Source organism: Bradyrhizobium monzae (assembly GCF_021458635.1).
Classification (GTDB): Bacteria; Pseudomonadota; Alphaproteobacteria; order Rhizobiales; family Xanthobacteraceae; genus Bradyrhizobium.
On sequence record NZ_JAIRDQ010000015.1, the window covers coordinates 1 to 18,604 of the forward strand.

Consider the following 18,604-nt stretch of genomic DNA (forward strand, 5'->3'; position numbering starts at 1 on the left):
CAGCGCAAGGGCTTGTGGGTCGCGAGCGGATGCCGCCACGCCGAGGCCACGAAGCGGTCTCCCCACGGCCCGAAAATGCGTTACCATGGCTTCAGCGCGCATCAGTCGTGCATGGTCAAAGGGTGAGGAAACGAGATGAGGAAGACGATCGGTCATGCGATCGCCGGGGTGGCGGCGCTTGCGGTGGCGGGAATGGCTCTGATGGCGGCTTTTGCGCCGACTTGGGCGCATGGCCCAACCCGGCAAAAGGTGCGGGAATCCATCGAGATCAACGCGCCGCCGGCCAAGGTCTGGGCTGTGATCGGCAATTTCCAGGACATGAGCTGGCTCGCGCCCGTGACCAAGACCGCGGGCGAGAAGGGTAACGAGATCGGTGCGACGCGGCGGCTGACGCTGACCGGCGGCGGCATCGTCGACGAGGAACTCTACAAGTTCGACTCGGCCGCCATGACCTATTCCTACCGGATCACCGCCGTCGATGTGAAGGTGCTGCCGGTCAACAACTACTCCTCGACGCTGACGGTGACGCCGAGTGCCGACGGCAAGGGCACGACGCTGGAATGGGCCGGCGCGTTCTATCGCGGCTTCCCCAACAACGATCCGCCGCCGGAGCTGAGCGATGAAGCATCGGTCAAGGCGGTGAAGGGGCTTTATCAGACCGGACTCGAGGCGCTGAAGAAGAAGATCGAGAGCGGAAGCTAAGCGTGCGGATCCTGGTCCTGGCGGCGCTCGCCGCCGGCATCGCGAACGCCTCTGCCGAAGAGGCGTTCGTCACCAACCAGCTCAGCGACGATTTGATTGTCGTGGACCTCGCCACGGCGCGCGCGATCGCAACCATCCCGATCGGCGGCAAGCCGGCAGGCGTGGCCGTCAGCGCGGACGGTCGCTTTGCCTATGTCACGAGCCCGGACGCCAAGGCGGTGACGGTGGTGGACGCCGCGGCGCGGCAGGTCGCCGGCCGCATCGAGGTCGGCGGCGGGCCGCTGGGGATTGCCGTCACGCCCGACGGCAAGACGGTCTATGTTGCCGACTGGTACGCGGCCGCGGTGCGGGTGATCGATGCGGCGTCGCGCAGTGTCACCGCCAGCATCGCGGTCGGCGCCTCGCCGTCGGGCCTCGCGGTGACGCCGGATGGCAAGCTGCTGCTCTCGGCGGACCGCGACGACGACAGCGTCTCGGTGGTGGATACCGCGACGCGCGAGCGCAAGGCGGTCATCAAGGTCGGCACCCGCCCGTTCGGCGTCACCATCGATGCCGACGGCAAGCGCGCCTACACCGCCAATGTCGGCTCCAACGACGTCTCGGTGATCGACATCACCGCCGGCGCCGAGATCGGCCGCGTCCCGGTCGGGATGCGGCCCTATGCGGTGGCGCTGACGCTCGGCCGCGGCTTCGTCACCGACCAGTATGGCGGCACCGTCAGCGTGTTCGATGTCACGACGCTGAAGCCGGTCAAGCGCATCAACGTCGGCGACTATCCCGAAGGCATCAATGCGACCGCCGACGGCAAGCGCATCATCGTCGCCTGCTGGGAGAGCAACACGCTCGATATCATCGATGCCGCCGAGCTGAAGGTGATCGGCGAGGTCAAGACCGGCGACGGCCCGCGCGCGTTCGGGATGTTTTTGCGGAGGACGGAGTAGGGGGCGCTATTTCGTCGCGGCGAAATCCCGCAGCTTCACGAAAAAATCTTTCAGGATCGGGTTGCGATCCACATAGGTCACGTAGCGGATCGGATGCCGCCGGCGGTCGACGCTCCAGGTCATCTGATCGGTGAGAACCGGGGCAGGGATGATCACGCTCGGTGCCCACATCGGATTGAGCAGCCAGCCGATCGGCGCCATGTCCCAGATCTCCTTGGCCCAGCCCATGTGATCCGACGAATACTCCTTGAATCTCTGAGCGAGGAACGCGCCGATGCTGCCGTGCGGCTCGACGTAGCGCTCGATCTCCGGCACCGTCGAGTGAAGGCGCGAGGTGACGCCCCTGCACGGCACGAGGACGAGCGGCACGCCGCAGTCGAGCAGCACCTGCGCGCCGCCGACATCCTGCTTGAGGTTGAACTCGATGGTATCGGGCCATTCCAGCGCATGGCCGCCAAGCCAGACCACGACGATGCGGTCGATGATGTCGGGCGCCCTGAGCAGCGCCGAGGCGACATTGCTGATGGCGCCGATGGCGATGACATAGAGCGGCTTGTCAGGCGAGCCCGCGCGCGCCCGGGCGACGAGGTCGTCGACGGCGGGGGCTGGCTGCGCCGCCTTGGCCGAGCCGACATAGTCGGTGACGCCGCGATGAACCAGGCCCTCGGCTGCGACGTTCAGGCGCTCCAGCAGGCGCAGGATTTCCTGATAGCTCAGCTCCATGCCGTGGCTGGGACTGTCTGCGCGCGCATTAAAGAACGGCGCGGCGTAGATCGCCTCGACGTCAAAACGCTCCGGCGACAGCAGCATCTGCACCAGCGCGAACTGGTCGTCGATCTCGTTGTAGGTGTCGGTGTCGAGCACGACGCGGATCTTGCCGATGGGCGGCTCGAGGAGCTTGAGGCGGGCGGCGTCCGTGAGTGTCATCACCGTCTCCTTGGGGCGGGGCGATTGCGGGATCAGGCTTTTGCCGGCGTGCGGCAAACGGCATCCGCGATCTCATCCATCTGCGTGAACATGTGATCGGGCGCAAGCGCCTGCAACGCGGCCGGTGCCGCATAGCCCCAACTGACTGCGCCGCAGGCGATGCCCACCGCACGCGCCGCCTCGATGTCGCGAACCTCGTCGCCGATGGAAATGACCTTGCTTGGCTCTATGCCGGCGCGCCGGATCACACGGCGGAATTTCGCGGGCTTGCCGAACACCGAAGCCGCGCAGTCGAAATACTGGAACAGCGACGCCGCGTCGCCAAGCTTCGCCCGCGCATTGTCCTCGCTGTCCGATGTCACCAGCGCGAGTTGCACGCCGTTTTCGGTCAGCGTCTGCAGCATCGCCTCGGCGCCCGCAAACAGCGAAATCTCCGCCGCTGCTTCGCCCTTCAGCCGCCGTGCATAGCGCGCGATTGCCGGCAGCCTCCATACGGGCACTTCGAGCCGGCTGAGGATCTCGCGTGTCGAGGCATGCCGCAACCCCTCGACATCCTCGTCGCTGACGCGCCGAAAGCCGAAACGGTCGGCGACGTCGTTGATGGTGCGCAGGAACCACGGAAAACTGTCGACGAGCGTGCCGTCGAGATCGAAGATGGCGAGGGAGTAGGGCATGGAACAGAAATTACGCCGCTAGGCTTTCCAAACGGTCTCTTCGGTCCATCCAAGCTCCGCGAACTCGGCGGCCCTCAGCGGTGCTTCTCCCTCGGCGAAGAACTCATCGAGCTGAGGCGGCGCGACGCTGGTTTCGGACAGCATCGCGTGGGCCTGGCCGCGGTGATGGATTTGGTGCTGGAACAGATGCATCAGCAGCCGGTCGCGGCGTTCGGTCTGGACGCGCGTGTCGCGATTGATGCGGACAACGCCGTCGAGAAGCTCAGGTGTCAGCGCGTCGCAGACGGCGAGCAAGCGTTTGTCGATGGCGGCCTGGGCCGGCTTCAGCTCGGCAAGTGAGGGGTATGGCACCTCGTTGGCCCAGGCGCGTGGTCCGAGCCAGCCGCCCTCCAGCGCATCGATGTAGAAGAGGTCGACGACGTAGATGTGGTTCAGCGTGCGTTGAAGGCTCGGGAAGAAGCCGGTTCGCCGGGCCTCGAACTCGGCCTGGCTGAGACCGGCGCAGGCGGAGAGCAGGCGATGGTTCGCCCAGGCATTGTTGTGGGCGAAGGCGCGGTAGGTTTGCATGATGTCAGCGGACATGTCGGTTCTCCTCCGAGATCAGCGCCAATCCGCCTGCACGTTTTGATCCTACAAGCTCTTGCTGGATCGAAGTAGCCACAAGACCCGGTCACGGTATTGGGCGGGAAACACGATCGAAAGCGGATGTTGCTTCGATTTCGACATCTTGCGGGTGGCGCTGTTCAGTATGGCAACGTAGACAATTGCGTTCCGCACATCGTCAACGAGCGGCAGGTCGTCGTGCTTCACGAGTACCAGCCCGGTTGGCAACCAGGATAGATCACAGATGCACTCCTCGAGCGCATCCCAATTTCCTCCAAAATAATCCGGAAATCTGAGCTGTGCCGCGAGTGTGGCTATAAGCGCCGTCTTGTGCGCGATGTTCCGAGGGACGTTGGCATGTACGGCAGCGTCAGGAGATGCGCCATCACCAAATTCGAAACCGTACTGCATTGCGTCGTCTACTCCGCCGCCTCGCTCGTGCTCCGCCGCTTCGGCTTCCTTGCCTTCTTCAGCACCGGCTCCAAAAACTTGCCCGTATAGCTCCGTTGCGCCTTCACGATGTCTTCCGGCGGGCCCCAGGCGACGATCTCGCCGCCGCCGTCACCGCCTTCGGGGCCGAGGTCGATGACCCAGTCTGCGGTCTTGATGACTTCGAGATTGTGCTCGATGACGACGACCGTGTTGCCCTGCGCGACCAGCTCGTGCAGCACCTCCAAGAGCTTCTTGACGTCGTGGAAGTGCAGGCCGGTCGTCGGCTCGTCCAGGATGTAGAGCGTGCGGCCGGTGGCGCGCTTCGACAGCTCTTTTGCCAGCTTGACGCGTTGCGCTTCGCCGCCGGATAGCGTCGTCGCCTGCTGGCCGACATGGATGTAGTCGAGGCCGACGCGGTGCAGCGTCTGGAAGGTCTCGCGCACGCGCGGCACCGCCTTGAAGAACTCGGCGGCTTCCTCGACGGTCATGTCGAGAACGTCGGCGATGCTCTTGCCCTTGAACAGCACCTCCAGCGTTTCGCGGTTGTAGCGCTTGCCCTTGCAAACGTCGCAGGTGACGTAGACGTCGGGCAGGAAGTGCATCTCGATCTTGATGACGCCGTCGCCCTGGCAGGCTTCGCAGCGACCGCCCTTGACGTTGAAGGAGAAGCGGCCGGGCTCGTAGCCGCGTGCCTTGGCTTCGGGCAGGCCGGCGAACCATTCGCGGATCGGCGTGAAAGCGCCGGTATAGGTCGCCGGATTCGAGCGCGGCGTGCGGCCGATCGGCGACTGGTCGATGTCGATGATCTTGTCGATATGCTCGAGGCCCTCGATGCGATCATGCGGCGCAGCGCCTTCGCTCGCGTTGTTCAGCTTGCGCGCGATCGCCTTGTAGAGCGTGTCGATCAGCAGCGTCGACTTGCCGCCGCCGGAGACGCCGGTGACTGCGGTGAACAGGCCGAGCGGAATCTCGGCCGTGACGTTCTTGAGGTTATTGCCGCGCGCGTTCACCACCTTGATGGTGCGGCGATGGTTCGGCGGACGCCGTTCCGGCACCTCGACCTCGAGCTCGCCGGTGAGATATTTGCCGGTGAGCGATTTCGGGTTGCGCATGATCTCGGCGGGCGTGCCTTCGGCGATGATGTTGCCGCCATGCATGCCGGCGCCGGGGCCGATGTCGAGGACGTGGTCGGCGAGCAGAATGGCGTCCTCGTCATGCTCGACCACGATCACGGTGTTGCCGAGGTCGCGCAGCCGCTTCAGCGTGTCAAGCAGGCGCGCGTTGTCGCGCTGGTGCAGGCCGATCGAGGGCTCGTCCAGCACGTAGAGCACCCCCGTCAGGCCCGAGCCGATCTGCGAGGCCAGGCGGATGCGCTGGCTCTCGCCGCCGGACAGCGTTCCGGAGGAGCGGGAGAGGGTGAGGTAGTTGAGGCCGACGTCGAGCAGGAAGGTGAGGCGTTCGCGGATCTCCTTGAGGATGCGTCCGGCGATCTCGTTCTGCTGCGCGTTCAGCGCCGCCGGCACGGTCTCGAACCACGCGCCGGCATTCTTGACCGACAGCTCCGAGATCTCGCCGATATGCTTGCTGCCGATCTTGACGCAGAGCGCCTCGGGCTTCAGCCGAAAACCGTTGCAGGCGCCGCAGGGCACGTCGTGGAAATATTTTGCGAGCTCCTCGCGCGCCCACTCGCTCTCGGTTTCGCGGTAGCGGCGGTTGATGTTGGTGATGACGCCTTCGAACGGCTTCTTGGTGTCGTAGGAGCGGACGCCGTCCTCGTAGGAGAACTTGATCTCGTCCTCGCCGGAGCCATGGAGGATCGCGTCTCTCGTCTTCTTCGGCAGATCCTTCCACTTGGTGGTCAGCGTGAACTTGTAGTGCTTGCCGAGCGCGGTCAGCGTCTGCACGTAGTAGGGCGACGACGATTTGGCCCAAGGGGCGATCGCGCCCTTGCCGATCGCAAGCTCCTTGTCGGGGATGACGAGGTCTTCGTCGACATGCTGCTCGACGCCGAGGCCGCCGCAGGCCGGGCAGGCGCCGTAGGGATTGTTGAACGAGAACAGGCGCGGCTCGATCTCGGGAATGGTGAAGCCGGAGACCGGGCAGGCGAATTTTTCCGAGAACAGGATGCGCTCTGGCCCGCTCTTGTCGTGGATCTTCGCGGTCTTCTTTTTCTCTTTCTCTTCGGCGGGCGCCGCAGCAGCCGGCGCATCGGCATACTCGACCACGGCCAGGCCTTCGGCGAGCTTCAATGCGGTCTCGAAACTTTCGGCGAGGCGCTGGCCGATGTCGGCGCGCACCACGATGCGGTCGACGACGACGTCGATGTCATGCGGGAATTTCTTGTCGAGCGTCGGGGCTTCCGCGAGCTCGTAGAAGGTGCCGTCGATCTTGACGCGCTGAAAGCCCTTCTTGAGCCATTCGGCGAGCTCTTTCCGATACTCGCCCTTGCGGCCGCGCACCACCGGCGCGAGCAGATAGAGGCGGGTGCCTTCGGGAAGCGCCAGCACGCGGTCGACCATCTGCGAGACGGTCTGGCTTTCGATCGGCAGTCCCGTGGCCGGCGAATAGGGCACGCCGACGCGTGCCCAGAGCAGGCGCATGTAGTCGTAGATTTCGGTCACCGTGCCGACGGTCGAGCGCGGGTTCTTCGACGTCGTCTTCTGCTCGATCGAGATCGCCGGCGACAGGCCGTCGATCTGGTCGACGTCCGGCTTCTGCATCATCTCCAGGAACTGGCGGGCATAGGCCGAGAGCGACTCGACATAGCGGCGCTGGCCTTCCGCGTAGATCGTGTCGAAGGCGAGCGAGGATTTGCCGGAGCCGGACAGGCCGGTGAACACCACGAGCTTGTCGCGGGGAATCTCGACGTCGATGTTCTTGAGGTTGTGCTCGCGTGCGCCACGGATCGTAATTGCGTGCAGGCTGGAGCCCGCGTTCTGCTGTTGGCGCTTCGCCTTGATCACTTCATCCATCCGAGTTGCCCTCAAGGAATCCCAAAGGTACGCGATCGCGCCGACGTAAAGGGCGCGCTTCGCCCGGAACCGGGATCGGCGCCAATGGGGTTGTAAGCGAACGTAGGAAGAACGGGGACGGATTTCCAGTGGGACTTGCGAATCGTCAACGGATTGTTGGCGCGCTGGCGGGACTTGGCAGCAGCCCCCGATCGAGAGCGGCGGAATAACAAAAAGGCCGGCACAAGGCCGGCCTTTCGTAACGCGATGGCGTTGGAGACGAAGCTCCGTACTGAACTCAGTACTTGGCGACGACCGGGCCGCTGAAGTGATAGTTCACGCCGAACTGCACGGTGTGGAAGTTGAGCGTGCCGGTCGGCAGGGCGCCGGCGAAATAGGTCTCGCCGCCGAGGCTGCGATAGAGATACTCACCCTTGATCGACCACTGCGGAGCGATGAAGGCTTCGACGCCCGCACCAACGGTCCAGCCCGAGTGCCACTTGCTGTCCGACGCGGTCAGGCCGAGCGCGGAGAGGGAGATCTTGTTGTCGATCCAGGCGTAGCCGCCCGTGCCGTAGAACAGGACGTTGTTGACGGCGTAGCCGATGCGGCCGCGCACGGTGCCCATCGCATCGGTCTTGGAGGTCGCGGTCGCGGTCAGGACGCCGAAGCCGGGGACGACGGTCGCGCCGGTCACAGAGGCGTTGACGTCAGCCCAGGCGCCATCGGCCTCGACACCGAACACGACATTGCCGGTCTGCCAGTTGTAGCCGGCGGTGCCGCCGACGAAGCCGCCCTGCATCCGCGGGCTGCCCGAGTCTTCCCAGGCGCCGCCGCCGACGATACCGAGGTAGAAGCCGGTCCAGTTGTAGACCGAAGCCACGGCCACCGGAGCCTTGGTGTAGGGGCGAGCCGCCAGGTCGGCAGCCGAAGCGGCGCCAGTGAGGGCGAGCAGACAGGCCGAAGCCAAGAAAATCTTCTTCATATTCAACTAATCCCAGTCCCAGTTTCTGTTTTTGGACTTCCGTGCGTCGGAAGCAGCATCGGACGCTGTGGTCCAACTGACGTCGGCTTACACCACTGAAGCCGCAAGTTGTGTCTCTCAAAAGTCACAACGGACACAAAATGTAATGGTTCCTGACCTATGGTTCCCCCGGGGGAACCCGCAGCAAAAAGGCCGGCGCGAGGCCGGCCTTCGAAAGCGCGCGTCGGCAAGGTCAGTATTTGGCGACGAGAGGAGTACCCCAGTTGAAGTGGTAGTTCACACCGGCCTTGATGGTGTGAATCGTGTCAGTCCACTCAGAGCGATTCGCTGGCACGGGCGAGAACTGGATCGTGCTCTTGCCGAGGTCGATGTAGTTATACTCGACCTTCGCAGACCAGTTCGGGGCGAACATGTACTCGACGCCGGTGCCGAGGGTCCAACCCCAACGCCAGTCGTTCTGCGCGAAAGAGTTCGCGGCGCCGCCATTGAGCGCAGCGTCATAACGATGCTGGATATCGCCGACTGCCGCACCGCCGCTGACAAACCAGAGGGCCGGCCCCCAGGCGTAACCGACGCGGCCCTTGATGTCCCCGAAGCCGCGCAACCTGGTGAAGTAGCTGTCGCCGAGGTTCGGCGGACCGACATTGACCACTGCTGAACGACCGTTGATGTCGGCCCAGTGATAATCGCCCTCAAGGCCAACGACGAAGGCGCCCATCTGCCAATTGTAACCGGCAACGCCGCCGACAAAGCCTCCGCTGGTATCGTACTTCTGCGTTCCTACGAAGGCGGGCGTGTTGGGGAGAAGGAAGAACGTTTCGTTGCTTCGGCCCCAGCCACCGCCACCCTGAATACCAAGATAAAATCCGGTCCAGGTGTAGATCGGTGCGGGCGGCGCAATCGGCGCCTTCGTGTAGGGACGCGCCGCAATATCTGCAGCACTTGCGGGGGCCGACAGGCCCAAAGCAACTGTACCAATCGTAGCAAACAGAATTTTCTTCATTGCAGTCTCCCCAGTGTCGTCCGCTCCAGGGGTCCCCGAGCGGTCAATCAGGCGCGACGCCCATGTGAACCAATTCCGAAGTCAGCCTAGTCCAATCGGGAGGCAGAATCCGTCTCCGGAATGCAACAGTCGCGGGGGAATTGATGCTCATGTAACCTAATGAATGTTAAGGATTTTTCGTTCCAGACGGGAACTCGTTTGGGTTCCAATTCATCGCACAGTGAATAACGGCAAAGATGCCGGAGAGGACGCAAAGTCGCCGTCAAATTGGACCGGAACAAATCTGGAACAAATTCTGGATCGATGCTATATATGGGGATAACCGATGGCGTAGCAGGTCGATCGATGCTCGTAAGCGTATAGGGTCGGCCCAACAGGCGGCCGCGCGGGGGCGCGAGCCCGACCTTTTGAAATTCAGTGGCATTTGGAGTGGAGAGCGGCGATGGCGGGAAGCGTCAACAAGGTCATTCTGGTTGGAAATCTCGGCAAGGATCCGGAAATCCGCCGCACCCAGGACGGGCGGCCGATCGCGAATCTGAGCATCGCCACCTCGGAGACCTGGCGCGACAAGAACAGCGGCGAACGCAAGGAAAAAACCGAGTGGCATCGCGTCGTGATCTTCAATGAAGGGCTCTGCAAGGTCGCCGAGCAGTATCTGAAGAAGGGCGCCAAGGTTTACATCGAGGGCGCGCTCCAGACCCGCAAATGGACCGACCAGCAGGGCGCGGAGAAGTATTCCACCGAGGTTGTGCTGCAGGGCTTCAACTCGACCCTGACGATGCTCGACGGCCGCGGTGGTGGCGGGGGAGGCGGCAGCTTCGGCGACGAGCCGGGCGGCGATTTCGGCTCCTCCGGTCCCGTCAGCAGCGCGCCGCGCCGTGCCGTGCCCGCCGGCGGCAGCGGTGGCCGCAACAACGACATGGACGACGATATTCCGTTCTGAGGCGAGGGCTCGGTCCCGACCTTGCTGGGGTCACCCAAGGCGGCAGGATTTCCTACCAATTGACGGGCCAAGCTCGGCTTTTCGAGGCCGGCCTCATGTGCAATCTCAAGCCTTTGACGGGCTGAGATGTGAATGGTATTAACTTTATGTTAATCCCATTCACATGGTCGGTCCGACCAGAGGACGCGTCACATGAGCCTCGCGCCGCTGCTTGATTCCGCCCCGGCGATCCCGCTGCACGCCTTCGCGGCGATGGCGGCCTTCGTGCTTGGCATCGTCCAGCTCGCTGCGACCAAGGGCACGCTGCCCCATCGGACGGTCGGCTGGATCTGGGTGACGCTGATGGCTGTGGTGGCGGCGTCGTCGTTCTGGATCCACCAGATCCGCATGGTCGGGCCGTTCAGCCCAATCCACCTGCTGTCGATCTTCACGCTGGTGATGCTGCCGCTGGCGGTGTGGCGGGCCCACACGCATCGCGTTGCCGGTCACCGTCGCATCATGATCCTGCTCTTCACGGGTGCGTTGGTCGTGGCGGGACTGTTCACCCTGGTGCCCGGGCGCATCATGCATCAGGTGCTTTTCGGGGCATAATTGGCGGTTCCGGGCAGCTTGTTCCGGTGCCGCCGGCAACAGTGGTGAGAAGCGCGTAAGTCTCTGGAAAAACAAACGGAAAAACCGCTTCCCAAGGGCTTGCAAGGGTGGTTATCAGGACCTCGATGCGCTATATGATTCCCAGATAAAAACTCACCGGATTCCCCCTTGGCCGACGACGACAACAAGAAGCCCGGCGACGAGCCGGAGCGCTCGGATATTCGCCCCGTCTCCATCTTCGAGGAGATGAAGAAGTCGTATCTCGACTACGCCATGAGCGTGATCGTGGCGCGCGCTCTACCCGATGCCCGCGACGGCCTGAAGCCGGTGCATCGCCGCATCCTGTACTCGATGAACGAGCAGGGGCACACGCCGGACAAGAAGTACGTCAAATCCGCCCGCGTGGTTGGCGACGTCATCGGTAAGTATCACCCGCACGGCGACCAGTCGATCTACGACGCCATGGTCCGCATGGCGCAGGACTTCTCGATGCGCGTGCCGCTGATCGACGGCCAGGGCAATTTCGGCTCGGTCGACGGCGATCCCCCGGCGGCCTATCGTTACACCGAAGCGCGCCTGACCAAGGCAGCGCTGGCCTTGCTGGCCGATATCGACAAGGACACCGTCGACTTCCAGCCGAACTACGACAACAACGAGACCGAACCCTCGGTCCTGCCGGCCAAGTTCCCGAACCTTCTCGTCAACGGCGCCGGTGGCATCGCGGTCGGCATGGCGACCAACATCCCGCCGCACAATCTCGGCGAGGTCATCGACGCCTGCGTCGCGTTGATCGACAATCCCGCGCTGACCATCGACGAACTCATCAACATCGTGCCGGGACCGGATTTCCCGACCGGCGGCGTGATCCTCGGGCGCCAGGGTATCCGCAGCGCCTACCACCTCGGCCGCGGCTCGATCGTGATGCGCGGCAAGGTCGAGTTCGAGACCATCCGCAAGGATCGCGAGGCGATCATCGTCAGCGAGATTCCATATCAGGTGAACAAGGCGACGATGGTCGAGCGCATCGCCGAGCTGGTCAAGGAAAAGAAGATCGAAGGCATCGGCGACCTGCGCGATGAATCGGACCGGGATGGCTACCGCGTCGTCATCGAATTGAAGCGCGATGCCGTGCCGGATGTGGTGCTGAACCAGCTGTACAGATTCACGCCGCTGCAGACGAGTTTCGGCGTCAACATGGTGGCGCTCGACAGCGGCCGTCCGCGGATCATGCATCTGAAGGACCTGCTGACCATCTTCGTCGACTTCCGTGAGCGGGTCGTCACCCGGCGCACCAAGTACCTGCTCGCCAAGGCGCGCGATCGCGCGCATGTTTTGGTCGGTCTGGCGATTGCGGTCGCCAATATCGACGAGATGATCCGCGTCATCCGGACCTCGCCCGATCCGACCACCGCGCGCGACACCCTGATGTCGCGCGACTGGCCGGCCCGGGACGTCGAGGACATGCTGACGCTGATCGACGATCCGCGCCACCGCATCAGCGAGGACGGCACGATCCGGCTGTCGATGGAACAGGCGAGGGCCATTCTCGACCTGCGCCTTCAGCGCCTCACCGCACTCGGTCGTGACGAAATCCGCGACGAGCTCGACAAGCTCGCCGGCGAAATCGCCGATTATCTCGACATCCTGCGCTCGCGCGAGCGCGTGCTTGATATCATCAAGACCGAACTCGCCGAGGTGAAGGCCGAATTCGCCACGCCGCGCCGCACCGTGATCATGGAGCAGGAAGGCGAGGTCGAGGACGAGGACCTGATCCAGCGCGAGGACATGGTCGTGACCGTCTCCCACGCCGGCTACGTCAAGCGCGTGCCGCTGTCGGCCTATCGCGCCCAGCGCCGCGGCGGCAAGGGCCGCGCCGGCATGCAGACCCGCGACGAGGATTTCGTCAGCCGCCTGTTCGTGGCCTCCACGCACACGCCGGTCCTGTTCTTCTCGTCACGTGGCCAGGTCTACAAGGAGAAGGTCTGGCGGCTGCCGATGGCCGCGCCGAACGCGCGCGGCAAGGCGCTGATCAACATCCTGCCGCTGGAGCAGGGCGAGCGCATCACCACCATCATGCCGTTGCCCGAGGATGAATCGACCTGGGGCAATCTCGACGTGATGTTCGCGACCACCGGCGGCAACGTCCGGCGCAACAAGCTGTCCGACTTCGTCGATGTCCGCCGCTCAGGCATCATCGCGATGAAGCTCGACGAGAATGAAGCGATCGTCGATGTGCAGATCTGCACCGAGCGCGACGACGTGCTGCTCACCGGCGCCGGCGGCCAGTGCATACGCTTCCCCGTCACCGACGTGCGCGTGTTCACCGGGCGCACCTCGATGGGCGTGCGCGGCATTGCGCTTGGCGAGGGCGACAAGGTGATTTCGCTGGCGATCCTGCGTCACGTCGAGACCAGTTCGGACGAGCGTTCGGCCTATCTGAAGATGCGCCGCGCTGTTGCCGGCGAAGCCGCGGCTGAAGAGCCGGCGGTGGATGCCGAGGCCGAGGAGACCTCCGGCAGCTTCCAGCTCGCGCAGGAGCGCTATGCCGAGATGTCGGCGGCCGAGCAGGTCGTGCTCACCGTCTCGGTCAACGGCTTTGGCAAGCGGACCTCGTCCTACGAGTACCGCACCACGGGCCGCGGCGGCAAAGGCATCGTCGCCATGAGTGTCAACAACCGCAACGGCAACCTGGTGGCGTCGTTCCCGGTCGAGGACGCCGACCAAATCATGCTGGTCACCGACAAGGGCCAGCTGATCCGCTGCCCGGTCGAAGGCATCCGTATCGCCGGCCGCTCAACCCAGGGCGTGATCGTGTTCGACACCGCCGAGGACGAGCACGTCGTCTCGGTCGAGCACATCACGGAAGAGGCCGAGAGCGGGAATGGGGCGAATGGGGAGCAGGCGAATGGCGAATAGGGAGTAGCGAATAGGGTTTGCTGCTCTATTCGCTATTCGCCACTTGCTATTCGCTAGGCAGCGGCAGGGCGTGTCTTGCTGATCTAGGGTGCGGTGGCCCTCATCGCTCAGGACGATGATGACGACGATCTCGCCGGATCGCAGGCGTCCTGCGGCATTCAGTCCGCGCCTAGCGACAAGCCAGTCTTCGCCCGCTACCGCAACACCACCATTCCGCTCCAGAACTGATAGCTGCCACCTGTCTCGACATCATAGGAGCGTGCGAACGCGAGCTTGCCATCGGTACCGACCCGATAGGCGGCGAGCGTGGCCGGCTGCAGTCGCACTTGATCTCCGTCACGCACCGATCGCGGCGTGATGTTGGCGACGACCAGCATGCGTCCGCTCGGGTCAAGGGCGAAAGTCCGCGGATGGAACCCGTGCGAGTCCACGGTCTGAATAAGCGTCGGCTCGCCCGTGCCGGCGTCGATGGCAAATACGGCGATGTTGTTCTCTCCACCGAGGTAAACCTTCCTGCCTTGGAAGTCGGTCATGGCGTCTGAACGATTGGCCACATAGACAGATCGTCCGTCCGGGTGCACATGAACCGTTCCAGCGAGCTGGCGGGGCCGGATATTGCCCGGTTCGGCCAAAGTATCCTTGCTGAAGATTGGCTGCGGATCGAGGCTGTCGTTCTGCAGCTTGAAGACATCGAGCTTGTTCTGGCGCTCGAGCGAGACGTACGCCCAGAGCTGTGCGGGATGAAAGTCGAGATGTCGCGGCCCGAAGCCGTAGCCGCCCCCCGGAGCGATCGACGCCCGGTTCGTGAGCTGGCCGTCCTCGAAACCGAAAATCTTGAGCGCACCGGGATCTTCCGGTTTGCCGGCAGCGGGATCGTTGCCGCGCGTGACGAGAATCGCCGCCTTGCCGGAAGGCATTACGCGGATTTGGTGCGCAAAGATTCCAACGTCCAGAGCCGTTTCCTGTTTCACCTCGTCTCCGATGGTTCCATCCTGATTGATCCGATGTACGGTGATGCCGCTCGGATCGTTGTAGGCGATCAGCGCATACGTGCCGGACCTGTCGATACTGATGTGCAGCGGGCGCGATCGCAGCGTAGGAGAAGGTCCGTGCGGCTGCAGCGCTCCGGTACGGGGGTCGATGCTCAACGCGCTCGCACCGTGCTTGTCGCCGGCCACTCCAGGACCGCCGTCGCTGCGTAGAGAATGTGAGCCGAGGGATGGGGCCAAGCATATTGCACATTCGCGGGCAGCGTTAGCGAACCCTGCTTGGCGAGTTCACTGCCGTCGATGTCTACGTGGTAGAGAGTGAGCAAAGGCCCGACGCTGGCATAGAAAACGGCTGCGCCTGTCCTTGGTTGAGCCCATGAGGCCCGGGGCGCTGCGAGCATGCCAGCGAGGAAGGCACCGAACGTCCGACGATTGATCATGGGGACCTCCCCAATGCTGAGAAGTACGCCACGTCACACCACCATATCATAGATCGTCTGATGCTCACCCCCCAACATCGAGTAACCGCTCAGACACGGCTATCAGCCGCCTGTCGAGGTCCGAATTGGGTCCATTCGCGACTGGGGCGAGCCGGCAGCGAGTCCGGTCAAGTCCGCTGCGCCGCCGAAGCGGGAGTCAATTCAAAGCGTTAGCGACATGGAGACGGGGCATTGCGGGTTGATGGCGCTGCCCAAGACGTAATTCACGCTCCGAACCGGTGCTTCGAATCATGCGCTACGAACTCAGCGACTATGAATGGACCGCCGTCAAACCTATGCTGCCGGACAAGCCGCGTGGTGTTCGGCGTGTAAATGACCGTCGCGTGCTCAATGGCATCTTTTGGGTCCTGCGTTCAGGTGCGCCATGGCGCGACCTGCCGGAGAACTACGGTCCCCGCACCACCTGTTATAATCGCTTCGTTCGGTGGCGACGGGCTGGCGTCTGGGACCACATCGTGGACGGCACTGGCTGCCGGTCATGACGCGGCGGCGCAAATGATCGATACCTCCATTGTGCGCGTGCATCAGCACGGAGCCTGTATCGCGGACAACAATCAGGAAGATATGGGTCGCTCACGAGGTAGCCTGACCAGCAAGATTCACGCGGTGGTGGACACCAACGGCCTGCCGGTCCATCTCGCCCTCACGCCCGGTGAGGCGCATGACGACCGGCTGTGTTCGGTTCTGCTCAGCGCTTTGCTTCCCAAGACGACGTTGCTCGCGGATCGAGGCTGCGACGCCGACTGGATCAGGGAGCTTGCCCGCCAGCAAGGCGCATGGGCGAACATTCCGCCGAAACGGAATCGCAAAGACCCGATCTGCTTCAGTCCGTATCTGTATCGCGCACGCAATTTGATTGAACGGTTCTTCAACAAGATCAAGCAATGTCGGCGTGTCGCGACCCGATACGACAAACTCGCAGCCAACTATCTTGCGTTCGTCAAACTCGCATCAATCGGAATTTGGCTGCGTGCTGATGAGTCCACGCCCTAGGTCAAATCTCCAACTCGGTCCCGAACTCCACGACCTGCTTGGTCGGCACCCCGAAGAAAGCCGCCGAACGTTCGGCGTTGCGCTGGAGGAAGGCGAACAGGCCTTCACGCCAGACCCACATGCCCGGGATGTCTTCGCTCGGGATGATGGTCTCGCGGCCGACGTAATAGGTGATGTCGGAAAGATCGATGCCCGGCAGCTTGCTCTGGCGACAGGCGAGCGTCAGGCCTTCGTAGATCGTCGGGTTCTGCATGAAACCGTAGTGCAGCACCACGCGGGTGATGCCGGGAATGATCTCGATCACCTCGGCTCGGTCCTGGTCGGCAACGTGAGGCAGCTCCTCGATCAGCACGGTGACCAGGATGATGCGTTCGTGCAGCACGTGGTTGTGCTTGACGAATTGCGTCAGCGCCAGCGGCACGCCGTTCGGCGCGGATGCCAGGAACACCGCCGTCCCGGGCAGCCTTGCGCTGCACTTGTTCACCGCCGTCTCGATCAAGTCTTCCTCGGGTTGACGCAGCTTTCCGCGCGCGGCCTCGACCAGCTTCACGCCGCTGCGCCAGGTCAGCATCAGGAAGGCGACGAAGGCGGCGAGCAGCAGCGGAAACCATCCGCCTTCGAACAGCTTGATCGAGTTGGCGGAGAAGAAGATCACGTCGATCACGAAGAAGAATCCATTCACGGCGATCACGATCCACGGCGAATAGCCCCACTGGATCGCGACGAGGGCTGCGAGCAGCGTGGTGATCGCCATCAGCAGCGAGACCGCGATACCGTAGGCGCCGGCCAGCGCGTCCGAGGTGCCGAAGCTCACCACCGCGCCGAGGGTAGCTGCAGCGAGCAGCCAGTTCACCAGCGGTACGTAGATCTGGCCGATCGCATCACTGGTGGTGTGGCGGATCTGCATGCGCGGCAGGAAGCCGAGCTGGATCGATTGCTGGGTCAGCGAGAACACGCCGGAGATGATCGCCTGTGAGGCGATCACGGTCGCAACGGCCGAGAACGCGACCAGTCCGTAATGCAGCACGTCCGGGCAGAGCTGGAAGAACGGATTCTCGATCATGCCGGGATCGGTGATCAAGAGCGCGGCCTGGCCGAAATAATTCAGCACCAGTGCCGGCAGGCAGATCGCGAACCACGCGAGCCGGATCGGCACACGCCCGAAATGCCCCATGTCGGCATACATGGCTTCGCCGCCGGTCACGGCGAGGAAGGCCGCGCCGAGGATCGCGAAGGAGACATGGAAGTCCTGATGGATCAGGAAGTCGAAGGCGTAGAGCGGGCTCAGCGCCGCCAGCACCGCCGGCGCCTTGACGATGCCGTGGATGCCGAGTGCGGCCAGCACGAAGAACCAGGCTAGCATCACCGGTCCGAAGATGCGGCCGATGAAGCCGGTGCCCTGCTTCTGCATCATGAACAGGCCGACCAGGATGACAATGGTGATGGGCACCACTGCCGGCGCGAGCGAAGGGGCGTCGACCTTGAGGCCCTCGATGGCTGACAGCACCGAGATTGCCGGCGTGATCGCGCCATCGCCATAGAGCAGCGCCGCGCCGATCAGGCCGACCACCAGGAGATGCGCGCGCCAGGTGCCCGGCTGGGCGTGGCGGGCATGCAGCAGCGCCAGTAGCGCGACGATGCCGCCTTCGCCGCGGTTATCCGCGCGCAGGATCAGCAGCGCATATTTGAGTGAGATGATCAGTAGCAGCGCCCACAAGATCAGAGAGGCAACGCCCAGGACAGCCTCGGGAGTCACTGTGCCGCCATGTGCGGCCGCCTTGGCGGCTTCCTTCAGGGCGTAGAGGGGGCTGGTGCCGATATCGCCATAGACCACCCCAAGGGCGCCCATGGTCATGGCAATCGGCAGAGGGTTGGGGTGATGGCCGGAAGCGACTGCGGGCGTGCTGGACAAATGCGACCCCTTAATGGGACCGCGCCCATCGGGCCATCCCGAGGGGCGCGAGCGTCACACAGTCTGCGACGAGACGCCGCAAATATCCATGGGGTTTATCGCGAGGTTTATGACGCCGAGCTGACAGGCCGCCTACGGGGTGCGGTCCGCCGTGACGAGGCGCGCGACGCGAACGTCAGCCTTGGTGCCGGCGCGGCGCAGGCAAGACGCCTCGAAATTCGGCCAGGCCTGCTGCGAGCAATCCCGGCCGATGGTCTTGATGTCGAGCCGGTCGCTCTTGGCAAGCGGCTGCGGCACGCTGGCTTCAACGGTGGGAGCAAAGCCGGGCAGGAGGGTGAGGGCGGTAGCAACACACGCAGCAATAGCGATCGCTGAAAGAGCCTTGATCATTGACGGTCCCCTGTGATGCGGCCGCTGCGCCTTGTTTGCGGCCCGTCATTCGTTGGGCGGATTAGTAACCATGGCCAGTTTCCGGACGTCTTCGCCAATGCCCGAAATGGTTTCGTTCGCGCGCCGTTTTGTTTCGTGGACGCCCCGAGGAC

At 63.6% G+C, this 18,604-nt stretch carries 16 protein-coding genes; 6 read left to right on the forward strand and 10 right to left on the reverse strand.

Translation table 11 applies throughout. The annotated features are described in order from the left end of the window. Positions 1-135 precede the first annotated feature (135 nt). On the forward strand, positions 136-702 hold the full coding sequence (locus tag K3F49_RS35750) for an SRPBCC family protein (RefSeq protein ID WP_234685561.1): 567 nt from the start codon (positions 136-138) through the stop codon (positions 700-702). A gap of 2 nt (positions 703-704) precedes the next feature. Beyond that, positions 705-1,643, forward strand: a complete 939-nt coding sequence (locus tag K3F49_RS35755; RefSeq protein WP_234685562.1) for a YVTN family beta-propeller repeat protein — start codon at positions 705-707, stop codon at positions 1,641-1,643. Between the two features lie 6 nt (positions 1,644-1,649). Here the strand turns inward: K3F49_RS35755 and K3F49_RS35760 are convergent, their stop codons facing one another. The 7 genes from K3F49_RS35760 to K3F49_RS35790 form a co-directional block, all read right to left on the reverse strand. Continuing rightward, positions 1,650-2,570, reverse strand: coding sequence for a nucleoside hydrolase (locus K3F49_RS35760; protein WP_234685563.1), 921 nt, complete (start codon positions 2,568-2,570; stop codon positions 1,650-1,652). Positions 2,571-2,602: 32 nt separating this feature from the next. Beyond that, positions 2,603-3,244, reverse strand: coding sequence for an HAD-IA family hydrolase (locus tag K3F49_RS35765; protein WP_234685564.1), 642 nt, complete (start codon positions 3,242-3,244; stop codon positions 2,603-2,605). Positions 3,245-3,262: 18 nt separating this feature from the next. Continuing rightward, positions 3,263-3,826 (reverse strand): DinB family protein, encoded by a 564-nt coding sequence (locus tag K3F49_RS35770; RefSeq protein WP_234685565.1) that lies wholly within the window; start codon positions 3,824-3,826, stop codon positions 3,263-3,265. Positions 3,827-3,874: 48 nt separating this feature from the next. After that, entirely contained in the window at positions 3,875-4,258 is a 384-nt protein-coding gene (locus tag K3F49_RS35775; RefSeq protein ID WP_234685566.1) for a barstar family protein, read from the reverse strand. Between the two features lie 8 nt (positions 4,259-4,266). Next, positions 4,267-7,251 (reverse strand): excinuclease ABC subunit UvrA, encoded by a 2,985-nt coding sequence (gene uvrA, locus K3F49_RS35780; RefSeq protein WP_234685567.1) that lies wholly within the window; start codon positions 7,249-7,251, stop codon positions 4,267-4,269. Between the two features lie 277 nt (positions 7,252-7,528). Further along, positions 7,529-8,215, reverse strand: coding sequence for an outer membrane protein (locus tag K3F49_RS35785; protein WP_234685568.1), 687 nt, complete (start codon positions 8,213-8,215; stop codon positions 7,529-7,531). A gap of 232 nt (positions 8,216-8,447) precedes the next feature. Further along, positions 8,448-9,218 carry an outer membrane protein gene (locus tag K3F49_RS35790; protein ID WP_234685569.1) on the reverse strand — a complete coding sequence of 257 codons (771 nt, stop codon included), beginning with the start codon at positions 9,216-9,218 and terminating at the stop codon, positions 8,448-8,450. 442 nt (positions 9,219-9,660) lie between these two features. Between K3F49_RS35790 and K3F49_RS35795 the strand changes: the two genes are divergently transcribed. From K3F49_RS35795 to gyrA, 3 genes are all read left to right on the forward strand, one after another. Further along, positions 9,661-10,161 carry a single-stranded DNA-binding protein gene (locus K3F49_RS35795; RefSeq protein ID WP_234685570.1) on the forward strand — a complete coding sequence of 167 codons (501 nt, stop codon included), beginning with the start codon at positions 9,661-9,663 and terminating at the stop codon, positions 10,159-10,161. 192 nt (positions 10,162-10,353) lie between these two features. After that, entirely contained in the window at positions 10,354-10,752 is a 399-nt protein-coding gene (locus K3F49_RS35800; RefSeq protein ID WP_234685571.1) for a DUF2306 domain-containing protein, read from the forward strand. Between the two features lie 168 nt (positions 10,753-10,920). Further along, positions 10,921-13,668, forward strand: a complete 2,748-nt coding sequence (gyrA, locus tag K3F49_RS35805) for a DNA gyrase subunit A (protein ID WP_234685572.1) — start codon at positions 10,921-10,923, stop codon at positions 13,666-13,668. A gap of 194 nt (positions 13,669-13,862) precedes the next feature. Here gyrA and K3F49_RS35810 read toward each other — a convergent pair whose 3' ends face one another. Further along, a complete protein-coding gene (locus K3F49_RS35810; RefSeq protein ID WP_234685573.1) occupies positions 13,863-14,846 on the reverse strand; it encodes a lactonase family protein in 984 nt (327 codons plus the stop codon). A gap of 586 nt (positions 14,847-15,432) precedes the next feature. Here K3F49_RS35810 and K3F49_RS35815 point away from each other — a divergent pair. Further along, positions 15,433-16,150 (forward strand): IS5 family transposase gene (locus K3F49_RS35815; RefSeq protein ID WP_452101154.1). Its coding sequence is split into 2 segments (ribosomal slippage): positions 15,433-15,615 and positions 15,617-16,150, totalling 717 coding nucleotides; the frame shifts between segments, so codons are not numbered across the junction. A gap of 1 nt (position 16,151) precedes the next feature. On the opposite strand, the gene K3F49_RS35820 is transcribed toward K3F49_RS35815, so the two are convergent. Together K3F49_RS35820 and K3F49_RS35825 are read right to left on the reverse strand one after the other, a co-directional pair. Continuing rightward, a complete protein-coding gene (locus K3F49_RS35820; protein WP_234685706.1) occupies positions 16,152-18,005 on the reverse strand; it encodes a potassium transporter Kup in 1,854 nt (617 codons plus the stop codon). 189 nt (positions 18,006-18,194) lie between these two features. Further along, a complete protein-coding gene (locus K3F49_RS35825) occupies positions 18,195-18,452 on the reverse strand; it encodes a hypothetical protein (RefSeq protein ID WP_200467711.1) in 258 nt (85 codons plus the stop codon). Positions 18,453-18,604: the final 152 nt, after the last annotated feature.

Excerpts from the sequence above, each read along its gene's own strand:
- K3F49_RS35750 (WP_234685561.1), top strand. The coding sequence starts at position 136 with ATGAGGAAGACGATCGGTCATGCGATCGCCGGGGTGGCGGCGCTTGCG.
- K3F49_RS35760 (WP_234685563.1), bottom strand. The coding sequence starts at position 2,570 with ATGACACTCACGGACGCCGCCCGCCTCAAGCTCCTCGAGCCGCCCATC.
- K3F49_RS35765 (WP_234685564.1), bottom strand. The coding sequence starts at position 3,244 with ATGCCCTACTCCCTCGCCATCTTCGATCTCGACGGCACGCTCGTCGAC.
- K3F49_RS35770 (WP_234685565.1), bottom strand. The coding sequence starts at position 3,826 with ATGTCCGCTGACATCATGCAAACCTACCGCGCCTTCGCCCACAACAAT.
- K3F49_RS35775 (WP_234685566.1), bottom strand. The coding sequence starts at position 4,258 with ATGCAGTACGGTTTCGAATTTGGTGATGGCGCATCTCCTGACGCTGCC.
- uvrA (WP_234685567.1), bottom strand. The coding sequence starts at position 7,251 with ATGGATGAAGTGATCAAGGCGAAGCGCCAACAGCAGAACGCGGGCTCC.
- K3F49_RS35785 (WP_234685568.1), bottom strand. The coding sequence starts at position 8,215 with ATGAAGAAGATTTTCTTGGCTTCGGCCTGTCTGCTCGCCCTCACTGGC.
- K3F49_RS35790 (WP_234685569.1), bottom strand. The coding sequence starts at position 9,218 with ATGAAGAAAATTCTGTTTGCTACGATTGGTACAGTTGCTTTGGGCCTG.
- K3F49_RS35795 (WP_234685570.1), top strand. The coding sequence starts at position 9,661 with ATGGCGGGAAGCGTCAACAAGGTCATTCTGGTTGGAAATCTCGGCAAG.
- K3F49_RS35800 (WP_234685571.1), top strand. The coding sequence starts at position 10,354 with ATGAGCCTCGCGCCGCTGCTTGATTCCGCCCCGGCGATCCCGCTGCAC.
- K3F49_RS35820 (WP_234685706.1), bottom strand. The coding sequence starts at position 18,005 with ATGACCATGGGCGCCCTTGGGGTGGTCTATGGCGATATCGGCACCAGC.
- K3F49_RS35825 (WP_200467711.1), bottom strand. The coding sequence starts at position 18,452 with ATGATCAAGGCTCTTTCAGCGATCGCTATTGCTGCGTGTGTTGCTACC.